Here is an 18,625-nt window from a genome sequence, read left to right on the forward strand (position 1 = left end):
GGAAAGGAATTATTGCTCAGCCGTGGCCGTAGCGGCAAAAGGTAAGGGAAATTCGCCAATTACGTGACGCTCAATCCAGCCGCCGCCCAGCACATCGTTGCCGTCGTAGAATACAGCGGCCTGACCGGGGGTGATGGCATGCACCGCCTCCTCAAAATACACGCGGATTTTACCGTCCACTTCTTCCAGGAAAGCCGGCGAACCATCGTGGTTGTAGCGCACTTTCACCACGGCCGGCACCAGGCCAAGACCTTGCAGGCTGGCCAGTTTGCCCATATTGAGCTTGCCTACCACGGTGGCTGTGCTGGCCAGCTCGTCGTAGTTGCCGAGTACCACTTCGTTGGTATCAGGCCGGATTTCGAGCACAAACGCCGGGTAGCCCAGCGCCACGCCCAGCCCCTTGCGCTGCCCAATGGTGTAGAATGGGTAGCCCTCGTGCTTGCCGATAACGCGGCCATTTTTGGTCACAAAGTTGCCGCCGGCCACGCGGGCCTCCAGGCCCGGCACGCGGCGACGCAGGAAGCCACGGTAGTCGTTGTCGGGAATAAAGCAGATTTCGTAGCTCTCGGGCTTGTTCACCAGCTCGGTGAACCCGCGCCGGCGGGCTTCGTCGTAAATCTCGGTTTTGCGCATGCCGCCCAGCGGAAACAGCGTGCGGCTCAGGCTCTCCTGGCTCACGCCCCATAGCGCATAGCTTTGGTCTTTGTTTTCGTCGAGGCCTTTGCTTACCACGAAACGGCCGGTTTCCTCGTCCTTGCGGATGTTGGCGTAGTGGCCCGTGGCAATGTACTGGCAGCCAAGCTGGTCAGCGCGGCGCAGCAGGGCGTCCCATTTGATGTGGGTGTTGCAGAGCACGCAGGGGTTGGGCGTGCGGCCGGCGAGGTATTCGTCGGTGAAGTTGTCGATTACGAAGTCGCCAAACTCGTCGCGGATATCGATGATATAATGCGGGAAGCCGAGCGTCACGGCAATGTCGCGGGCGTCGTTGATGCTGTCGAGCGAGCAGCAGCCGGTTTCTTTTTTGGAACCGCCGGCGCTGGCGTAGTCCCAGGTTTTCATGGTCATCCCGACCACTTCGTAGCCTTGTTCGTGCAGGAGCACGGCGGCCACGCTGCTATCAATTCCGCCGCTCATGGCGACGAGGACTCTTCCTTTTACTTCGGTATTCATATTAGTGGTGCAATTCACCCGGAGCTTTAATGGTTCCGGCCGGCAACTGCAAAGGTACGGCTTCGATTAGTGGTTAGTGGTTAATGGTCAGTGATAAGTGACTTTCAGCCATCTCGTTCCTGCATTAACCACTAACCGTTAACCATTAACCACTACTTCCCCCGTCCTTCCACAATAATTTTGAGCGTGTAGAGCAGCACCCGAAAATCCATCGCCAGGCTCATGTTCTCGATGTACAGAATGTCGAATTTAAGCCGTTCCACCATCTGGGCTACGGTTTCGGCATAGCCATATTTCACCTGGCCCAGCGAGGTGAGGCCCGGCCGCACGCGGTGCAGGTGGCGGTAGTGGGGCGCGATTTTCACAATCTGGTCGATGAAAAACTGGCGCTCCGGGCGCGGGCCCACGATGCTCATGTCGCCCTTCAGCACGTTCCAGAACTGAGGCAGCTCATCGAGCCGCACCTTGCGCATGAAACGGCCCCACTTGGTGATGCGCGGGTCGTGGTCGGAGCTCAGGGCCGGGCCCATCTTCTCGGCGTCGGTGAACATCGAGCGGAACTTGATGATGCGGAACGGGTGGCCGTCGCGCCCGATGCGCTCCTGCCGGTAAAACACCGGCCCGGGCGACGATAATTTCACCATCACGGCCGTGAAGGCGTAGACCCACGAGGCCAGCAGCAGGAACAGCGCCGAACCCACCACATCGATAATCCGCTTGAGCATGACCTGCCACACGGGCAGCAGGTCCTGCTTGATTTCGATGAGCGGCGTGCCGAATAAGTGATTGACTTTCACCGAGCCTAACAGCATCTGATAAAGGTCGGGCAGGATGCTGACGCGGGCCGGCGTGCCTTCCAGCAGCGCCAGAATATCTTGGATGAGCAGGTGCTCACTGGGCTCGATGGCGATGACGACCTGCTCGATTTTGAGGGCCCGCACCAGGGCCGGCAGGCGCTGGTAGGAGCCGCGCGCGGGCAGCTCGGCGGCCAGGGCGGGGTCGATGGTGTCGCCTACGGGCGCAAACCCCACAATGCGCAGTCCCAGGTGTCTGCTGGTGCGCGAAAGCTCATGAAAGGTATTCAACGCCAGCGCATTGGAACCAACCAACAGTGTGGGAAAGAAAATCCGCTGCTTGCGAATCTGGCGCTGCACGCTGCTCACGGCCACGGTGCGCAGAATGGCCGTGATTAGGAAATGCAGTAAGTAGTAGGCGGTAAATGTCTTATAATAAGCCCGATAGTTCACTACGCCTTGGTCGTCGAGCAGCAGGGTGAAGAAAATCACCACCGCGCCCAGCATGGCTACCCTTGCCAGCCGCAGGATTTCGCCCAAGCGCGACTTGCGGTAAATGTCGCGGTACTCGCCCACCAGCGCGTAGAGCACCGTCCAGAAGATGGCAATAAACACGGCCGACCCAGTGAGGTCGAATAACACGCCTTCAGTGAAGTGGTAGCCGGTCAGCTCGTTGAGCAAATATTTGCGCACGAGGTAAAAGCACATCCAGGCAACCAGCGCCGCGCCAAAATCGGCGGCAACCAGCTTGATATATTGAAAGCGACGAATTAGCTGCAAAACGGTGGGCGGGGTAGTATTTTCGCGGTCTGTGGAGACGTACCGCTCCCGGCAAAGGTAGGGACGGCCGGTAGTTGTCCGGCGGCTTCTTTTGGGGGCGGCCAATGTCCCCCAAGCCCTAGGGTCCGGCTTTTATTCATTCTTTTTAGCGTTTTATCATCTCACCGCTTCAGGATACTTATCGCCATCAGGGGCAGCGGCGGGCGCTGGCCCGCGAGCTGCAGCGTCGCGGCATTCACGACGAGCGGGTGCTTCAGGCCATTGCTACCGTGCCGCGCCACCTCTTTTTTGCGCCCGCTTTCGAGGCCCATGCCTACCAGGACAAGGCGTTTCCCATCGGCGAGGGCCAGACGATTTCGCAGCCCTACACCGTGGCTTACCAGACCCAGCTGCTCAACCTGAAGCCCACCGACCGGGTACTGGAGGTGGGCACCGGCTCGGGCTATCAGTGCGCCGTGCTGCTCCAGCTCACGCCCCACGTCGACAGCATCGAATTCAACGAGGTGCTGTTTGCCCGCACCCGGCAGTTGCTGGGGTCACTGGGGGCTGGCGGGGCGGGGCTGTATTGCGGCGACGGCTCGGTGGGCCTGCCCGACCGCGCCCCTTTTGATGCAATTCTCGTCACGGCCGGGGCGCCGGGTCTGCCTCCGGCCCTGCTGCGCCAGCTGCGCGTGGGCGGCCGCCTCGTGATACCCGTGGGCGGCAACCATACCCAGCGCATGGTGCGCGTGACCCGTGAAGGTAACGAGGCCTTTGTGCGCGAAGAATTTGAGGATTTCCGGTTCGTGCCGCTGCTCGGGGCCGGGGGCTGGCGCTCGTAGCAGCCCACTTCATTCTATACCCATTTATCAGGTGTAATTTGCCTGCGATTATCCCGGTTGCCTGCTTCCCCCAGACGAAAGGCCGGCCGGGTATACTTTCTCCTCCCCTTTTTCTCCCCCATTTTCTCCACCCGTTTTCCTGCTTATGATGAAAATGTTACGCCATTTTAAGGGCGGGCTGCTCAGTGCGGCCTTTGCTCTGGGCAGCCTCGTGGCCACGGCCCAAACGCCGGAAGGCGTGGTGCGGAAATACCCCGAGCACCAAACCGGCTACCGCTGTGCTTTCGACAGCGCCCAGCAGGCGGCTTTTGCCCGGCAGCCGGGCGCGGCGGCTGCCTACCGCGCCTTCCTCCAGAACGTGGCTCGCATGCCCGCCACCCAGGCGCGCCTGCTGGCCGCCCCGGATGTCACGGTGCCCGTCGTGATTCACATCATTCACACCGGCGGGAGCGATAATATTTCGGATGCGCAGGTGAATGATGCCCTGCGGGTTATCAACGAAGACTACAGCAAAACCAACCGCGACACGGCCGACGTGATTCCGGCCTTCCAGTCGTTGTATGCTAACATCGGCTTCCGGTTTCGCCTGGCCAAAAAGGACCCCAACGGCAACTGCACCACCGGCATCACCCGCACGTATTCGACCGATACTAACATTGGCGACGACCGGGTGAAAAGCCTGATTGTGTGGCCGCAGGACAAGTACCTCAACATCTGGGTATGCACCAGCGCCAATGGGGCCGGCGGCTACGCCTACCTGCCCTGCTCGGGCGGCACCGGCGATGGTATTGTGATTCGGAACGCGCAGTTTGGCAGCATCGGCACCTCGGGCGGCAGCAACCTGGCGGTGCGCTCCCTTACCCACGAAATCGGCCATTATTTTGGCCTGCCCCACACCTGGGGCGGCGGCAACACGCCGGGCTTGGCCAGCAACTGCAGCATCGACGACGGCATTGCCGACACGCCCAATACTACGGGCTCGCAAACCAGCTGTTCGGCGGCGTATGGCACGGGTACTGTCCTCACCAGCTTCAACCCCTGTGGGCCGCTGGCCAACGTGCAGAACTACATGGACTACTCTTCGTGCACGCGCATGTTCACCCTGGGCCAGCGCGCCGTGATGCGGGCTTCGCTGCAGCTCGGCTGCCGGCAGGTGCTCACCAGCGCCGCCAACCTGGTGGCCACCGGCACCAACGACGGCTACGTGGCCCCCAACTGTGCCCCGGTGGTGGCGTTTCAGGCTTCGGCCACCACTATCTGCGACGGTTCGACGGTGACGTTTACCGATTACTCCTACAACGCCAGCCTGACGGCAGCCACCTATGCGTGGCAGTTCCCGGGTGGCGTGCCCAGCACTTCCACCCTGCGCAACCCCACGGTGACGTATCCCTCGGGCGGCCTTTTTGATGCTACGCTGACCGTGACGGCCGGCGGTGCCACGGGCACGGCTACGCGCACGGGCCTCGTGCAAGTAGTTGGAGGGAATTCCGGACTGATAGGCACGGCGAGTTCAGTAGTTGAGTCATTCGAAGCGCCGGGCTTTCCGGCCAACTTCACGGCCCCCGACCTGCGCAACTGGGCCAGCTCCTCGAATGCAGCCTCAACGGCGGCACGGTGGATTCGGCGGACCAGCACGCCCGGCGGCCTAGCCGTGAGCGACGGTACCGCCTGCGTGCTGGTGCCCAGCTCGGTACTGACGGCCGGCACTCAAACCATGCTCACGTCGCCCAACATCAACCTGAGCGGCCTCACAACTGCTGACCAGCCGGCGGTGACTTTTGACCGGGCCTACGCCCTGCGCACAGGCCAGGCCAACGAGTCGCTGGCCGTGCAGTTCAGCAACGACTGCGGCCTTACCTGGGCCACGCAGCGCAGCTTTTTCTCGCTTGTGCTCAATACCCGCGATACGCTGCGCACCTTCGGCTACACGCCCCTGGCTGCCTCGGAGTGGAAAAGCCTGCGGGTAGACATCCCGGCCAGCTACCTGACCAACCACTTCCAGGTGCGCCTGACGATGCTGAGCAACGGCGGCAACTACATCTACCTCGACAAGCTGGCCGTGGGAACTTCCCCGCTCCTGGCCACACGCCCGGGGGCCGGCAGCACTGCGGCCCGGGTGTATCCTAACCCGCTCACGGCGGAATCGGTGGTGGAATTTAGCCTGGCTGCCCCCGGCCCTATCGAGCTCCGACTGACCGACCTGCTGGGCCGGCCGGTAGGCGCCCCCACGCGGGCGACCGGCCGGGCCGGCGTCCAAACGCTGCCCCTGGTACCGGCCGACACCGCCCGCCCGGCCTCCGGTATTTATCTGGTTGAACTGCAAACTGCCAATGCGCGTTCGACCAACAAAGTTGTAATTCCTTGATTGCAGCGCTGCTGATACGCCACCGGGACGTAGCAGAATTAAGTTTTTTCGGTAAATTTGAAAGCCCCGCGTTTGGAGCAAATTCTTTTTGCGGCCCCAGCCGCCATTTTCTTTCCTCGCTTCTAAAAAACCCAAATTTTCTCCTAATTTCTTCTCATGTTGAAAAAACTAATACCCACGGCGCTGACCTTGGCACTGGCCCTGAACGGCCTGAGTGCCAGCGCTCAAAATATCGTTAGCGAACGCAGCCCCAACTGGTGTGGTGCCGTGGCCGAGCAGGAGCGATATTTCGCCGAGCACCCCGGTGCCCGCGAAGCCCAGCGCGCCATGTACAAGCAGCTGGAGGCAATGGCCGCTACCCAGCAAAATAAAACGTCCTACGTGACCGATGTAACCATTCCGGTGGTTGTGCACATCATTCACGCCGGCGGGAGCGACAACATCAGCGACCGGCAGATTAACAGCGCCATCGACCAACTGAACATCGATTACCAAAAACTGAATGCGGACACAGCCAATACGGTGGCCGCTTTCCGGGCGCGGGCGGCGGCCATTGGCTTCCGGTTTCGCCTTGCCAAAAAGGACCCCAACGGCAACTGCACCAATGGCATCACCCGTCACTACGCGCCTAGTCTGGTGAACGATGACCAGAGCGGAGCGGTGCAATCCCTCGTAATCTGGGACCGTCAGCGCTACCTCAACATCTGGATTGTTAGCAGCATCGGTACGCCCTCGGCTGGCGGCATCGTACTGGGTTACTCCAACCTGCCCCAGAATTCTACTGCTCAGCGCGACGGCTTTGTAGCCCGTGGCGACTGGTTCGGCAACACCGGTACCAGTACGCCCGCCCGTGCTCAGAGCCGCACCGCTACCCACGAAATCGGCCACTACTTCGGCCTGAGCCACCCCTGGGGCCAGACCAACAACCCCGGCACCGGTAACTGCAGCGGCGACGACGGCGTGGCCGATACCCCCACCACCGACGGCACCTTCAACTGCGACCTGACGTACTCGCCCTGCACTGACCCAGCTACGGGCCAGCGCATTCTGGCCAACGTGCAGAACATCATGGACTACGCGGCTTGCCCCACCATGTTCACGCAGGGCCAGAAAACCCTGATGCGCAACGTACTGGCTACCCGCCCGGAGCGCACCGGCCTTACCACCCAGGCCAACCTGATTGCCACCGGCACCAATGACGGCTATGTAGCTCCCGCCAGTTGCGCCCCGGTTGCGGCCTTCGCGGTTGCCACAGGCTCCAGCACCAGCGTCTGCATCAACACGCCCGTCACGCTGAACGACTATTCCTATAACTTCTCGTCGGGCGGCGGCGCACTTACTTATTCCTGGTCGTTCCCCGGCGGTACGCCTGCCACGGCCACCGGTTCTACTGTTTCGGTATCTTATGCTGCGGCCGGCTTCTATCCAGTGACCGAAACCGTGAGCAACAGCGCGGGCAATAGCACCAGCACCGTGACCAACTTCATTCGGGTAGAAGGCCCGACGGGCGGCGAAACGGCTCCGTACACGGAGTCGTTTGAAAACGCCAGTTTCCCGAACCTGTTTGCCGACCCTACGCTGCGCAACTACACCTCTTCAGGCTTCACCAGCGCCGGGGTGGCAGCTCCCAACTACCGCTGGGTTCGCCAGGCAAACGTGCCTGCCGCCACCGGCACCGGCTACCTGATTGTGCAGGACCGGGTTATTCCGACCGGCGCCACCAGCCAGCTCATCACACCCAACATCAATCTCGCTTCGGTGCCCCGCCCGGCCTCGCTGAGCTTCTCGCGGTCCTTCGCCCTGCGCACTTTGGCCAGCAACGAGCAGTTGCGCATTTCGTTCAGCAGCGACTGCGGCGTGAACTGGTCGACGCCCGCCGTGCTCAACGTGACGGACCTCACCACCCAGGGCCTCACTCCTATCGATGGCTTCGTGCCCACCAGCAGCGCCGATTGGCAGAACACCACGGTGGCCATTCCGGCCCAGTTCCAGGGCAGCGGCTTGTTCAAAGTGCGCTTCCAGATGGTGAACGGTACCACGGCCGGCAACAACTTCTTCTTCGATAACCTGCGCATTGCCGGCCCGCTGGCCACCAAAGCTGACGCCCTCGCCAGCCGCGGCATCAGCGTGTACCCGAACCCGATGACCAACGAAACGGCTGTGCACCTCAACCTGACGGCTGCCACCAACGTGGCGGTGCGCCTCACCGACGTGCTGGGCCGCAACGTGGTTTCGCAGCCCGCCAAAATGTATGGCGCTGGCCAGCAGACCGTGTCGCTGCAAAGCGCCGGCCACGCCCTGAAAGCTGGTGTGTACGTGGTGCACATCTCGCTCGATGGCGAAACCTTCACCAGCAAGCTCAACGTGGAATAGTCCCGCGCCCGGCATTTCATTGCTGATTGAGAAAAGCCCCGTCCGAAATCGGACGGGGCTTTTTTTTGGCGCTGGCCACCGCTGCCCTGGGGCCGTACCTTTGCGGCAGTTTTCCTGGCCTACCGCTGGCCGCTTTACTTTTTCTCCATGCGCAAGCAAAAACCCGTCGCCGACTCGTTCGTCATCATGACCGAGCTGGTACTGCCCAACGACACCAACACCCTCAACAACCTCATGGGGGGGCGCATGATGCACCTCATGGACATTGCCGCCGCCATCGCGGCCCAGAAGCACTCCAACCGCATCGTGGTCACGGCTTCGGTTGACAACGTGTCGTTTCGCGACAGCATCCGACTGGGCAACGTGGTCACGCTGCAGGCGCAGGTGACGCGCGCGTTCAGCTCCAGCATGGAAGTGCACATCGACGTATGGGCCGAGGATATCCCGAGCGGTACGAAGCTCAAAACCAACGAGGCGTTCTTCACCTTCGTGGCCGTGGACCAAAGCGGCCGGCCCATCGACGTGCCCGAAGCCGTGCCGGAAACCGAAGCCGAAATTAGCCTCTATGAAGGTGCCCTGCGCCGTCGGCAGCTGCGCCTGGTGCTGGCCGGCCGCATGCAGCCCGCCGAAGCCCAGGAGCTGAAAGCCTTGTTCGATTTGAAATAATCGGTATAATTACTCCCATAAATCAGCCAAATTTTCTCACCCTAACCGTCGCGCCATGTCTGCCGAAAAGCTGGCCTTTCTGCAAAATTTCTATACCGACGTGACGCTCTATGTGCCTGCCGACACGGCGGCTGAGGAGCCGGCCACTGCACCGCCAGCCCCGGCGGTTGCCCAAGCCGCGCCCGCCCCACTGCCGGCTCCCAAGCCAGAGCCGGTGGCGCCGCCCCGCGTTTCCAGCATGCCGCCGATGGCCTACAGCAAGCCCTCGGCAGGCCTGGAACGCCTTACTTCGAGTGCCTTGCACCCGGTAGCGGCGGGGCCACCAGAGCCGACGGCCCCGCGCCCGGCCCAGGCCGCGCCGGCGGCAGTACCGTTGGAGCCAGCCGTGCCGCCGGTCATGCTCACGCCGTTCACGGTAATGGGCGACAACGCGCAGGGCGTAATCCTGCTGTTCCGGTTGCCGTCGGACCAGTTTCTCAAGATGCACCGCAACGTGTTTCTGAACAAAATGCTCCAGGCCCTGAACCTGGTGATGGCCGACGTGCTGCTGGTGAATGTGGAATCGGAGTTGCCCGTGGCGCTGGCCAACCTGCGCCGTGAGCTGGCGGCTACGCACATTGTGGCCTTCGGCAAAAACCTGCTTGATACCACCATCCGCAACACTCAGATTTACGAGCCCGTGCTGTTCCCCACCCTCGGCCTCGCCTATCTGGCATCGGCCACCGTCGATTTGGTCGAGTACGATGTTAGTTTGAAAAAGCGTCTCTGGCCCGGCTTGCAGCGCATGTTTTTGGGGTAGTGGCTAACGCCGAAATAATAGGCAAATAAAAAGCCCGCCCAATTGGGCGGGCTTTTTTACTCAACTGATTAAGCGGAAATTAACCGCTAACCGTTTATCACTAACCACTATTTCAGCACCTCGGCCAGTTTGGCGGACAAAGCTTCGCCGCGCAGGTTCTTGGCGATGATTTTGCCTTGCGGGTCCACCAAGAAGGACTGCGGGATGGCTTTCACACCGTAGGCAGCTCCGGCAACGCTTTGCCAGCCAGCCAGGTCCGACACGTGGTGCCAGGTGAGGCCGTCGGCGGCAATGGCTTTTTCCCATTTGCCCTTCTCCTGGTCCAGCGACACGGAATAAATGGTGAAGCCTTTGCCCTTGTCCTTGAACTGGTTGTAAGCCTTCACAACGTTGGGGTTTTCCTGGCGGCAGGGGCCGCACCAGCTGGCCCAGAAGTCAATCAGCACGTATTTGCCGCGCAGGCTGCTCAGGGCCAGTTTGGAACCATCGGGCTGGGGCAGGTTGATTTCGGGAGCCATAGCGCCCTGGGCGGTGGCGCGCATTGGCTCAAGACGGGCCGTCAGCTCCTTGGTGAAGGGCGAATTCGGGTTGGCCTTGCGCTGAATGGCAGCAACGGAATCAGCAAACAGAAATTCTTCTTCGGGATTGATGAACGTGCCCACGGCAAATCCACTGGCTACGGACGTCACATTGCGCCGAATGAGCGACTTCATTTTGGCCGTGTTGCGGCCCTGAATGGCGTAATACTCCTTCTCAATGGCCTTCATCTCCTCGGTTTTGCCGGCCTGCCCGGCCACGCCGTAGCGCTTGCTGATGTCTTCGAGCTGCCCCTTGCTGCCCTCCATCACCTGCGTGAGCTGGCGGAGCACTTCGGCATCCTTACTGCCTTTCACACTGTAGGAGTTGGGCAGGCTTTTGGCGTCGCCGCTCACTTCTACGTGAGTTTTATTGTCGAGCAGCAGCAGCACCTGGTTGGCGTCGTCCACCTTGAGCTGGTAGATGCCGGGGGCTACCGCTGCGCCTTTCAGAGAAAACTTCCCGGCGGCATCGGTTTTAGCCGTGGTCTTCTCCACAAACTGGTTGGAGTTGAGTTCGGAAAGGTGCAGCACTGTGCCGGCCGGGGCATTTTTCAGCTGGCCCGAAATTTCGTAGCCATCAGCGGCGGCGGCATTCTGGCAGGCGTTGGCCATGCCCAGCACGGTGGCAGCCAGGAAAACAGATTTTATCATGAGGTGAGGCATGTGCGTGAACTTGTGAATCGAAATGGCCAACGCGGGGCCGTTAGAGGATTGTTCCGGCAGCTAAAGCCGGAGCCGGTGGGACAGACGGGCGAAAGCCGAAGCCCTTACCCGTCCAGCCCGGCGCGGAGCAGCTGGTTGGCCAGTTTGGGGTCGGCCTTACCACCGGTGAGTTTCATGAGCTCGCCCATGAACATGCCGGTGAGCGACTTTTTGCCGGCGCGGTACTCGGCTACTTTGGCGGGGTTGGCGTCGAGCACCTGCTGCACCAGGCCGGCCAGCTCACCGTTGTCGGCCTGCGTGAGCAGGCCCAGGCTTTCGGCCGCGCCGGTGGCATTGGCGGTGGGGTGCTCCAGCAGGTGCGGAAACAGCTGCTTGCTGGCCACGGAATAGTTGATTTTTCCGGCGTCAATCAGGTCGATGATGCCGGCCAATTGGGCGGCGTCGAGCGGGAAGTCGGCCATGGTGAGGGCGCGCTCGTTCAGATACGATTTCACGGGGCCCATCACCCAGTTGGCCGCCGCTTTGGCATTGGGCGTGAGGCGCGAAAGGTCGTCGAAAAACAGCGCCACTTCTTTCTGGTCGATGAGCACCGAGGCGTCGTAGGCACTCAGGCCCAACTCGCCGGTGAAGCGCGAATAGAGCTGCTGCGGCAGGGCCGGCAGCTCGGCAGCCACGCGGTGCAGCCACTCGTCCGATATCACCAGTGGCGGCAGGTCGGGCTCGGGGAAGTAGCGGTAGTCGTTGAGGGTTTCCTTGCTGCGCTGGCCGTTGGTGGTGCCGCTGGCAGCGTCGAAACCACGGGTTTCGCTGTCCACTTCCTCGCCGGCTTCGATGATGGCAATCTGCCGCTCGATTTCGTAGGCAATGGCGCGCTGCACGTTGCGGAAGGAGTTCATGTTCTTCACCTCCACCTTCATGCCGAACTTATCGGCCCCTTTCAGCATCACCGAGATGTTGGCGTCGCAGCGCAGCGAGCCTTCCTCCATGTTGCCATCGCAGATGCCGAGGTACTCCACCAGCTTCTTAATTTCGGTGAGGTAGGCGTAGGCTTCGTCGCCGGTGCGGATGTCGGGCTCGCTCACAATTTCAATGAGCGGCACGCCGGCGCGGTTCAGGTCCACGAGGGTTTCGGTTTCGCCGGCCAGGTGCATCGATTTACCGGCATCCTCCTCCATGTGAATGCGGGTTATGCCGATGCGCTTTACCTCCTCGCCCACGCGTACCTCGAGGTGGCCGTCGTAGCAAATCGGGGTTTTATCCTGCGTAATCTGGTAGCCTTTGGGAAGGTCGGGGTAAAAGTAATTTTTGCGCGCAAACAGGTTGTCGCGCCGAATCTGGCAATTGGTGGCCAGGCCCATTTTCATGGCAAATTCCACGGCCGTGCGGTTCACCTTGGGCAAGGTACCGGGGTGGCCGAGGGTAATGACCGACAGGTTGGTATTGGGGGCAACGCCGTACTCGTTCTCATCGGAAGAGTACATCTTGCTGTGCGTGAGCAGCTGGGCGTGAACTTCCAGGCCGATAACGGGCTGGTATTTGGCAAGGGTGGCTTCGTCCATATTCTGTAAAAACGCGGGGTCCTACTGGGTATTCAGCCTTAAAGGTAACGGGTAGGCGGAAGCCAGCCCGCATGACGGAGCCGCCAATGGTCGATTTTCGGCTCAGAGGTAGCTGAATTGGCCCGTGCCGCTACGGTCAGCCGGACCTAGCGGCGCATCCGGGGGCTGCCATAGCTGCCCGGGTACGGCTGGCGGCTGGGCGCCTCAAGGGTGTAAAACAGCGGCACGGTGAGAAAGCTGGTCATCACCTGGCCATCGCGCCGGCCGGGCACAAATTGCCGCTGCAGCTTGGCCACGGCCCGCAGCACGGCATTGTTCAAAAAACCGGCTGTGGACTGCACCACGCGGGCATCGGTGATGCGGCCGTCGGCGGCCACGGCCAGCTCCACGTCCACCTCGCGCCGCCAGCCATACTGCACCATGTCGGGCATATGGCGAGTGGCGCGACGGGCGGCGGCCAGCTCCTGGCTGTTGAGGCGCACGGCTTTGGTGAGTTCCTTTAGCAGGCGCTCCTCGCCGCCGGGGTACAGCGGCAGCTGCTCGTAGGCAAAGTAGGGAACGGGGTAGCCGTTGGCGTCGTAGCAGGTACCCACACCGCAGCGGCCGTCCAGGCAGTGCTCGCGCCGCTTGAGGGTGCCGTCAGGATAATAGGTCAGCAGGTCGCCGTGGCGCACGCCGCGCACGTAGTCCTCTTTGGTGCACATCTGGCCGTTCTCGTACCAGGTCGTGACGCTGCCGTAGCGCACGCCCCGCGCCACGTTGAGGTACGGAATGTACTGCTTGAGCTTACCCGAAGGATAATACACCCGCGTGATGCCGCTCAGGCTGTCGCGAAACGTAGTTTCGGCGCACAAGGCCGTGGAATCGGAGGCGGTGGAAGGCAGATAATCGGGAGTAAAAAAGCTACTGATGGGGCCGGGCGTAACGGCTCGGGGCGCTTGCGCCCGGCCGGCCAGCGGCCCCGCCAATAAAAGCCCCAGATACAGTAAACGTGTTTTCACCGGACAAGAAAAAAGGAGTTGAAAGCCCTGGAAACAGTCCCAGACTTCCAACTCCCCAAATTACGCACCGGATGCCGAAATGGCTGCCCCAGCTTACTTCAGTGGGCGCTGGAGCTGCTGCATAGCCATCATCTGCTCCAGGTTTTTGCTCATCCCTTCGTTCGAGCCGTCGAGGAAAATGACGTTGCCTTTGCCCTGCTCAGCGAAGTGCTTGATGGCTTCGGTCCACATCGAAAAGTACACCAGCGAGGGGTCAAGGTTGTTTTTGGTGACCTCCTCCACGGCGTGGGCCAGGCCCTTGGTCACCTCCTCACGGAACAGTGCCACACCCTGACCGCGCAGCTGGGCCGCGATTTTTTCTGCCTCGGCCGCGATTTTGATGGCGTTGCCCTCGGCTTCGGCAGCTTTGGTTTTGGTGATGAGCAGGGCCTGGCCTTCGTTTTCGGCGGCGGCTTTCAGGTTGTTCGAGGCCACTACTTTGGCCATGGAGCGCATGATTTCTTCGTCGAAGGCAATGTCGTTGAGCTGCAAATCAATGAGGTGGTAGCCCCAGCTTTCGAGGGTGGCATCGAGTTGGTCCTTTACGTGGAGCACGATTTCGCCGCGCAAACTCAGCACGGCGGCTTGGCGCTGCGTGGCCACGAAGGCCCGGATGCTGCCCTCCACGGTGCGCACCAGCGCCTGCATCAGGCTTTGCTCGTCCACAAACTTGAAGGCCACGTTCTTGATGGCTTCCTCGCTCTGGTCGAAGGCCGCATACACTAGCATGGCCTTGAAATTCACATTAGCCTGGTCGACGGTGATGGCCTGGAAATTCAATTCCAGCGAGCGGTTCTGGATGGAAATTCGCTTGTAGACCGTCTCAATAAACGGCAGCTTAAAATTCAGGCCCGGCAGCATGATGCGCCGGTATTTGCCGAATACCGTGACAACCGCTACCGTGCCCTGCGGCACAATGACGTAGCATAAAAACAGCGTGAGGCCAACGAGAATGAGCAGCGCGAGGGCGAAGGTGGACATGACGGTAAAGCAGGAGAAAAGGTGAAAGTGAGCGGAAATGTCGGTTAAAAAAGCGCAATAATTAACCAGCGACACGACGATGACGCAGCAGCATCGAACAATGCATCGCCGATTGGGCCTAAGTATTACACCGCACGTTCAGGTTTCGGGGTTCTTTCACCGGCAGGCAGCACCCCAAAGGCGTGGCGGAGCGGTTGTTGGCAGCGTTGTCGCTACTCGGTACGGAAGGTTATGGGCACGGAGTAGTTTACCGGCACGGCTTCGCCATCAATCTGGCCCGGCTGGAAGGGCTTCAGTTTCCGGGTAGCATCGAGGGCCGATTTTTTCACCAGCACAAAAGCGTCCCGCAGGTTCGGCGCAATTTGGTCTATCGGGGGTTCCTTTTCAACGCGTACCTCGTTCACGCGGCCCTGCTGGTCGATTGTAAAGCCGATGATGATGCGGGCATTCAGCGCCAGGCGCAACGCCTCCGTGGGGTATTGCACCTGCCGCCAGATAGCATGAACCACTGCGGCATTGCTGCCATCGCCCTCGCTGTACACTGGTTTGATGCGGTACTCGAAGTAGGCAGCGGGCTGACCATCAGGGCCGAAGCATTCGCCCGCCGTGCGCTTACCCTGGACAAACTGGTCGCGGCGGCGCAGCGTGCCATCAGGATAGTACACCAGGAACTCACCGTGTTGCCGGCCGGCTTGGTAATCTTCTTTGGTGTGCATTTGCCCATTATCGTACCAAGTGGTGCTGGCACCGTGGCGGATTTTTAGCCGCAAGTGCCCGTAGGCATCTATCCATTTTAGTTTGCCGGCCGCGTCGTATTTACGCACGGTCCCTGCTACGCTGTCGCGGTAAGTGATTTCCAGCCGGTAGTTGGCACCCTCCGCCGTTGGCAATAGCCGGTGCTCGGCACTGAAGTATTCTATCGTTTTGGGCCGGGGCGCAACGGCGGCCACCGGCTCGGATTGCGCGGCGGCCGGCATAGCCCCCACAACTAAGCCAGGCAGCGCCAGGCAGGCAGCCCAAAATCTGTTCATCGGGTAGAAACGTGGTTGGGTGCGTGGAAGGCCATGCCGATATAAAAAACGGCATAGGCTGGATGCAACGCATCAAAGATGTTGAAAAATCATGAGTTCGCGGCAGTCGGTGGCTTTCCTCAATTATTGCTGGGGGACATGTAGGCACAAAAAAGCGGCGGCTCCAATGCTTCGGAGCCGCCGCTTCTGGCGTTGCAATCAAATGGTAGCCGCTATAGCGCTGTTGCAACAGCCGCCTCCGCCTTGGCAATGGCCGCACCCAGCCCGGCTACGTTCTTGCCGCCGGCCGTGGCGAAGAACGGCTGCCCGCCGCCGCCGCCCTGGATTTCCTTGGCCAGCTCGCGCACCAGCGTGGTGGCGTTGAGCTTGCTGGCCTGGGCAATTTCGTCGGCAAGCATCACGGCTAGCTGCGGCTTGCCGTCCACTTCCGCGCCAAGTATCAGCACGAGGTTGGGCACGGCCTGACGCAGGTTGAAGGCGAGGGTTTTGAGCGCGTCGGCCGAGCTGGCCTGCACCTGGGCGGCCAAGAAATTCACGCCATTCAACGGCTTCACCTGGCCCACCAGCTGGTCTTTTTGCTGGTTGATGCTTTGCTGCGCGAATTGTTCGATTTGCTTGCGCAGGTTGGCAATCTCCTCGTTCTGCTTCTCCAAGCTGGTGAGCAGGTGCTGGGGGTTGCCCAGCGTCTCGCGTACCTGAGTCAGCAGGTCGAGCTGCTGGTCGACGAAGGCCTCGGCCGCGCCGGCCGTTACGGCCTCGATGCGACGCACGCCCGCGCCCACGGCGCTTTCCGTCGTGATTTTGAAGTAGCCAATGCTGCCCGTGTTGGCTACGTGCAGGCCGCCGCACAGCTCCACCGAGTAGTCCCGGTCGAAGGTGATGACGCGCACGAAGTCGCCGTACTTCTCGCCGAACAGGGCCATGGCACCCAGGGTTTTGGCTTCGGCAATGGGCACGTTACGGCGCTCATCGAGCGGGATTTGCTGGCGGATGCGCGCGTTCACCAGCTGCTCAATCTCGCGCAGCTGTTCATCGGAAACTTTTGTGAAGTGCGAGAAATCGAAGCGCAGCAGCTTTTCATTCACCAAAGAGCCTTTCTGTTGCACGTGGCTGCCCAGCACCTCGCGCAGGGCGGCTTGCAGCAGGTGGGTGGCCGTGTGGTTGTTGCGAATAAGCGTGCGACGGGCAACATCGGGCTGGGCCAGAAATTCTTCGGTGAGCTCCTGCGGCAGCTCCAGCGTGGTGTGGATGATGAGGTCGTTTTCCTTCTTCGTGTCAATCACACGCACCTTGCTCAGGGTCGATTCCAGGTAGCCGGTATCGCCAATCTGGCCGCCGCTTTCGGCGTAGAACGGCGTTTGGTCGAACACCAGCTGGTACTCGGTTTTGCCCTTTTTGTCGACTTTGCGGTAGCGCAGCAGGCGGGCCGTGGCCTCGTCCTGGTCGTAGCCCACAAACACGTTGGGGGCGTCGTGCTCGGTCACGGTCACCCAGTCGCTCTGCTCAGTTTCCTGGGCGTTGCGGCTGCGGCTTTTCTGCTGCTCCAACTCCTTTTTGAAGCCTTCTTCATCCACCGTCAGGCCCTTTTCGCGGGCGATGAGGGCGGTGAGGTCGAGCGGAAAGCCGAAGGTATCGGACAGCTCAAACGCGGTTTTACCGTCGATGACGCCGCCGTTGGCGCGGGTGCTTTCTTCCAGCGCGTCGAGGCGGCGCAGGCCGGTTTCCAGCGTTTTCAGGAAGGCAATTTCCTCCTCCTCAATCACCCGCTGCACAAAAGCCGTCTGGGCTTTCAGCTCGGGGAAGATGTTGCGCATCTGCTCGGCCAGCACGGGCACCAGCTTATACAGGAAGGGCTGCTTCTGATTCAGCGACGAGAAAGCGTAACGCACGGCCCGGCGCAGGATGCGGCGAATCACATAACCAGCCTTCACATTCGAAGGCAGCTGGCCGTCGGCAATGGTGAAGGCGATGGTGCGGATGTGGTCGGCAATCACGCGGATGGCGATGTCCGTCTTTTCGTTTTCGGTGGCGGGCTGGTCCGTCACCTTGGCGGGCGCGGTGCCGTGGTACTCCACTCCTACTTCCTTGGCAATGAACTGGATGAGCGGCTGGAACACGTCGGTGTCGTAGTTCGACTTCACGCCCGACACGGCCATCATCAGGCGCTCGAAGCCCATGCCGGTGTCCACGCTTTGCTCGGGCAGCTTGATGAGGGACTTGTCGGCGAGGCGCTGGAATTCCATGAACACGTTGTTCCATACTTCCACCACCTGCGGGTGGTCGGCGTTCACCAGCTCACGGCCGGGGGTGGCGGCGCGTTCCTCGTCGGACCGCAGGTCGATGTGGATTTCGGTGCAGGGGCCGCAGGGGCCGGTGTCGCCCATCTCCCAGAAGTTGTCCTTCTTGTTGCCCGGCAGGATGCGGTCGTCGGAAGTGTATTTCCGCCACAGGTTCTGGGTTTCGGTGTCGGGGCCGGTGCCGTCGGTTTTGTCCCCTTCGAAATAGGTGACGTAGAGCCGGTCTTTTTCCAGCTTGTACACCTCAGTCAGCAACTCCCAGGCCCAGGCAATGGCGTCGGTTTTGAAGTAGTCGCCGAACGACCAGTTGCCCAGCATCTCGAACATGGTGTGGTGGTAGGTGTCGTAGCCAACCTCCTCCAAATCGTTGTGCTTGCCGCTCACGCGCAGGCATTTCTGCGTGTCGGCAATGCGCTTGTAGGGCGCGGGCTTGTTGCCCAGGAAGTAGTCCTTGAACGGGGCCATGCCCGAGTTGATGAATAGCAGCGTGGGGTCGTCCTTCACCACAATGGGGGCCGAGGGCACGATGTGGTGACCTTTGGAGGCGAAGAAATCGAGGAACTGCTGACGGACAGCGGAAGCGGTGGGGAGTGACATAGGAAGCAGAAGAATACGGCCCGCACCCGGCAAGGAATTGGTTTTGCCACGGGGCCAGTGCCACAAAGGTAACAAAACGCCCCCCTGACGCGGTTGCCCGGCTGCCCGTAT

General features: G+C 61.0%; 13 protein-coding genes. 5 read left to right on the top strand and 8 right to left on the bottom strand.

The genetic code is table 11. The annotated features are described in order from the left end of the window. Nucleotides 1–9: 9 nt before the first annotated feature. Nucleotides 10–1,170 carry a tRNA 2-thiouridine(34) synthase MnmA gene (gene mnmA, locus ACYVM5_RS18150; RefSeq protein ID WP_460619509.1) on the bottom strand — a complete coding sequence of 387 codons (1,161 nt, stop codon included), beginning with the start codon at nucleotides 1,168–1,170 and terminating at the stop codon, nucleotides 10–12. A gap of 152 nt (nucleotides 1,171–1,322) precedes the next feature. After that, the gene (locus ACYVM5_RS18155; RefSeq protein WP_460619510.1) at nucleotides 1,323–2,744 is read right to left on the bottom strand and encodes a sugar transferase; all 1,422 of its coding nucleotides are present in this window, start codon (nucleotides 2,742–2,744) and stop codon (nucleotides 1,323–1,325) included. Nucleotides 2,745–2,902: 158 nt separating this feature from the next. On the opposite strand from ACYVM5_RS18155, the gene ACYVM5_RS18160 reads away from it, so the two are divergent. From ACYVM5_RS18160 to ACYVM5_RS18180, 5 genes are all read left to right on the top strand, one after another. After that, the gene (locus ACYVM5_RS18160) at nucleotides 2,903–3,565 is read left to right on the top strand and encodes a protein-L-isoaspartate(D-aspartate) O-methyltransferase (RefSeq protein WP_460620199.1); all 663 of its coding nucleotides are present in this window, start codon (nucleotides 2,903–2,905) and stop codon (nucleotides 3,563–3,565) included. Between the two features lie 145 nt (nucleotides 3,566–3,710). Beyond that, nucleotides 3,711–5,930 carry a M43 family zinc metalloprotease gene (locus tag ACYVM5_RS18165; RefSeq protein ID WP_460619511.1) on the top strand — a complete coding sequence of 740 codons (2,220 nt, stop codon included), beginning with the start codon at nucleotides 3,711–3,713 and terminating at the stop codon, nucleotides 5,928–5,930. 156 nt (nucleotides 5,931–6,086) lie between these two features. Next, the gene (locus ACYVM5_RS18170) at nucleotides 6,087–8,303 is read left to right on the top strand and encodes a M43 family zinc metalloprotease (RefSeq protein WP_460619512.1); all 2,217 of its coding nucleotides are present in this window, start codon (nucleotides 6,087–6,089) and stop codon (nucleotides 8,301–8,303) included. Nucleotides 8,304–8,450: 147 nt separating this feature from the next. After that, nucleotides 8,451–8,969, top strand: coding sequence for an acyl-CoA thioesterase (locus ACYVM5_RS18175; RefSeq protein WP_198068335.1), 519 nt, complete (start codon nucleotides 8,451–8,453; stop codon nucleotides 8,967–8,969). A gap of 55 nt (nucleotides 8,970–9,024) precedes the next feature. Beyond that, nucleotides 9,025–9,768 carry a hypothetical protein gene (locus tag ACYVM5_RS18180; protein WP_460619513.1) on the top strand — a complete coding sequence of 248 codons (744 nt, stop codon included), beginning with the start codon at nucleotides 9,025–9,027 and terminating at the stop codon, nucleotides 9,766–9,768. Nucleotides 9,769–9,875: 107 nt separating this feature from the next. On the opposite strand, the gene ACYVM5_RS18185 is transcribed toward ACYVM5_RS18180, so the two are convergent. The 6 genes from ACYVM5_RS18185 to alaS form a co-directional block, all read right to left on the bottom strand. Beyond that, on the bottom strand, nucleotides 9,876–10,997 hold the full coding sequence (locus tag ACYVM5_RS18185; RefSeq protein WP_460619514.1) for a redoxin domain-containing protein: 1,122 nt from the start codon (nucleotides 10,995–10,997) through the stop codon (nucleotides 9,876–9,878). Nucleotides 10,998–11,113: 116 nt separating this feature from the next. Further along, nucleotides 11,114–12,568: an Asp-tRNA(Asn)/Glu-tRNA(Gln) amidotransferase subunit GatB gene (gene gatB, locus ACYVM5_RS18190; protein ID WP_460619515.1), complete on the bottom strand. Its 1,455-nt coding sequence runs from the start codon at nucleotides 12,566–12,568 to the stop codon at nucleotides 11,114–11,116. A gap of 146 nt (nucleotides 12,569–12,714) precedes the next feature. Further along, nucleotides 12,715–13,569 carry an energy transducer TonB gene (locus ACYVM5_RS18195; RefSeq protein ID WP_460619516.1) on the bottom strand — a complete coding sequence of 285 codons (855 nt, stop codon included), beginning with the start codon at nucleotides 13,567–13,569 and terminating at the stop codon, nucleotides 12,715–12,717. 93 nt (nucleotides 13,570–13,662) lie between these two features. Continuing rightward, nucleotides 13,663–14,589 (bottom strand): SPFH domain-containing protein, encoded by a 927-nt coding sequence (locus tag ACYVM5_RS18200; protein ID WP_460619517.1) that lies wholly within the window; start codon nucleotides 14,587–14,589, stop codon nucleotides 13,663–13,665. 212 nt (nucleotides 14,590–14,801) lie between these two features. Beyond that, complete coding sequence (locus ACYVM5_RS18205; protein ID WP_460619518.1) at nucleotides 14,802–15,620, bottom strand: hypothetical protein; 819 nt, start codon at nucleotides 15,618–15,620, stop codon at nucleotides 14,802–14,804. Between the two features lie 212 nt (nucleotides 15,621–15,832). Continuing rightward, nucleotides 15,833–18,514, bottom strand: a complete 2,682-nt coding sequence (gene alaS, locus ACYVM5_RS18210; RefSeq protein WP_460619519.1) for an alanine--tRNA ligase — start codon at nucleotides 18,512–18,514, stop codon at nucleotides 15,833–15,835. Nucleotides 18,515–18,625 lie beyond the last annotated feature (111 nt).

The sequence above is a fragment of the Hymenobacter ruber genome, assembly GCF_054783255.1.

Excerpts from the sequence above, each read along its gene's own strand:
- gatB (WP_460619515.1), bottom strand. The coding sequence starts at position 12,568 with ATGGACGAAGCCACCCTTGCCAAATACCAGCCCGTTATCGGCCTGGAA.
- mnmA (WP_460619509.1), bottom strand. The coding sequence starts at position 1,170 with ATGAATACCGAAGTAAAAGGAAGAGTCCTCGTCGCCATGAGCGGCGGA.
- ACYVM5_RS18165 (WP_460619511.1), top strand. The coding sequence starts at position 3,711 with ATGATGAAAATGTTACGCCATTTTAAGGGCGGGCTGCTCAGTGCGGCC.
- ACYVM5_RS18185 (WP_460619514.1), bottom strand. The coding sequence starts at position 10,997 with ATGATAAAATCTGTTTTCCTGGCTGCCACCGTGCTGGGCATGGCCAAC.
- ACYVM5_RS18175 (WP_198068335.1), top strand. The coding sequence starts at position 8,451 with ATGCGCAAGCAAAAACCCGTCGCCGACTCGTTCGTCATCATGACCGAG.
- ACYVM5_RS18180 (WP_460619513.1), top strand. The coding sequence starts at position 9,025 with ATGTCTGCCGAAAAGCTGGCCTTTCTGCAAAATTTCTATACCGACGTG.
- alaS (WP_460619519.1), bottom strand. The coding sequence starts at position 18,514 with ATGTCACTCCCCACCGCTTCCGCTGTCCGTCAGCAGTTCCTCGATTTC.
- ACYVM5_RS18200 (WP_460619517.1), bottom strand. The coding sequence starts at position 14,589 with ATGTCCACCTTCGCCCTCGCGCTGCTCATTCTCGTTGGCCTCACGCTG.
- ACYVM5_RS18205 (WP_460619518.1), bottom strand. The coding sequence starts at position 15,620 with ATGAACAGATTTTGGGCTGCCTGCCTGGCGCTGCCTGGCTTAGTTGTG.
- ACYVM5_RS18170 (WP_460619512.1), top strand. The coding sequence starts at position 6,087 with ATGTTGAAAAAACTAATACCCACGGCGCTGACCTTGGCACTGGCCCTG.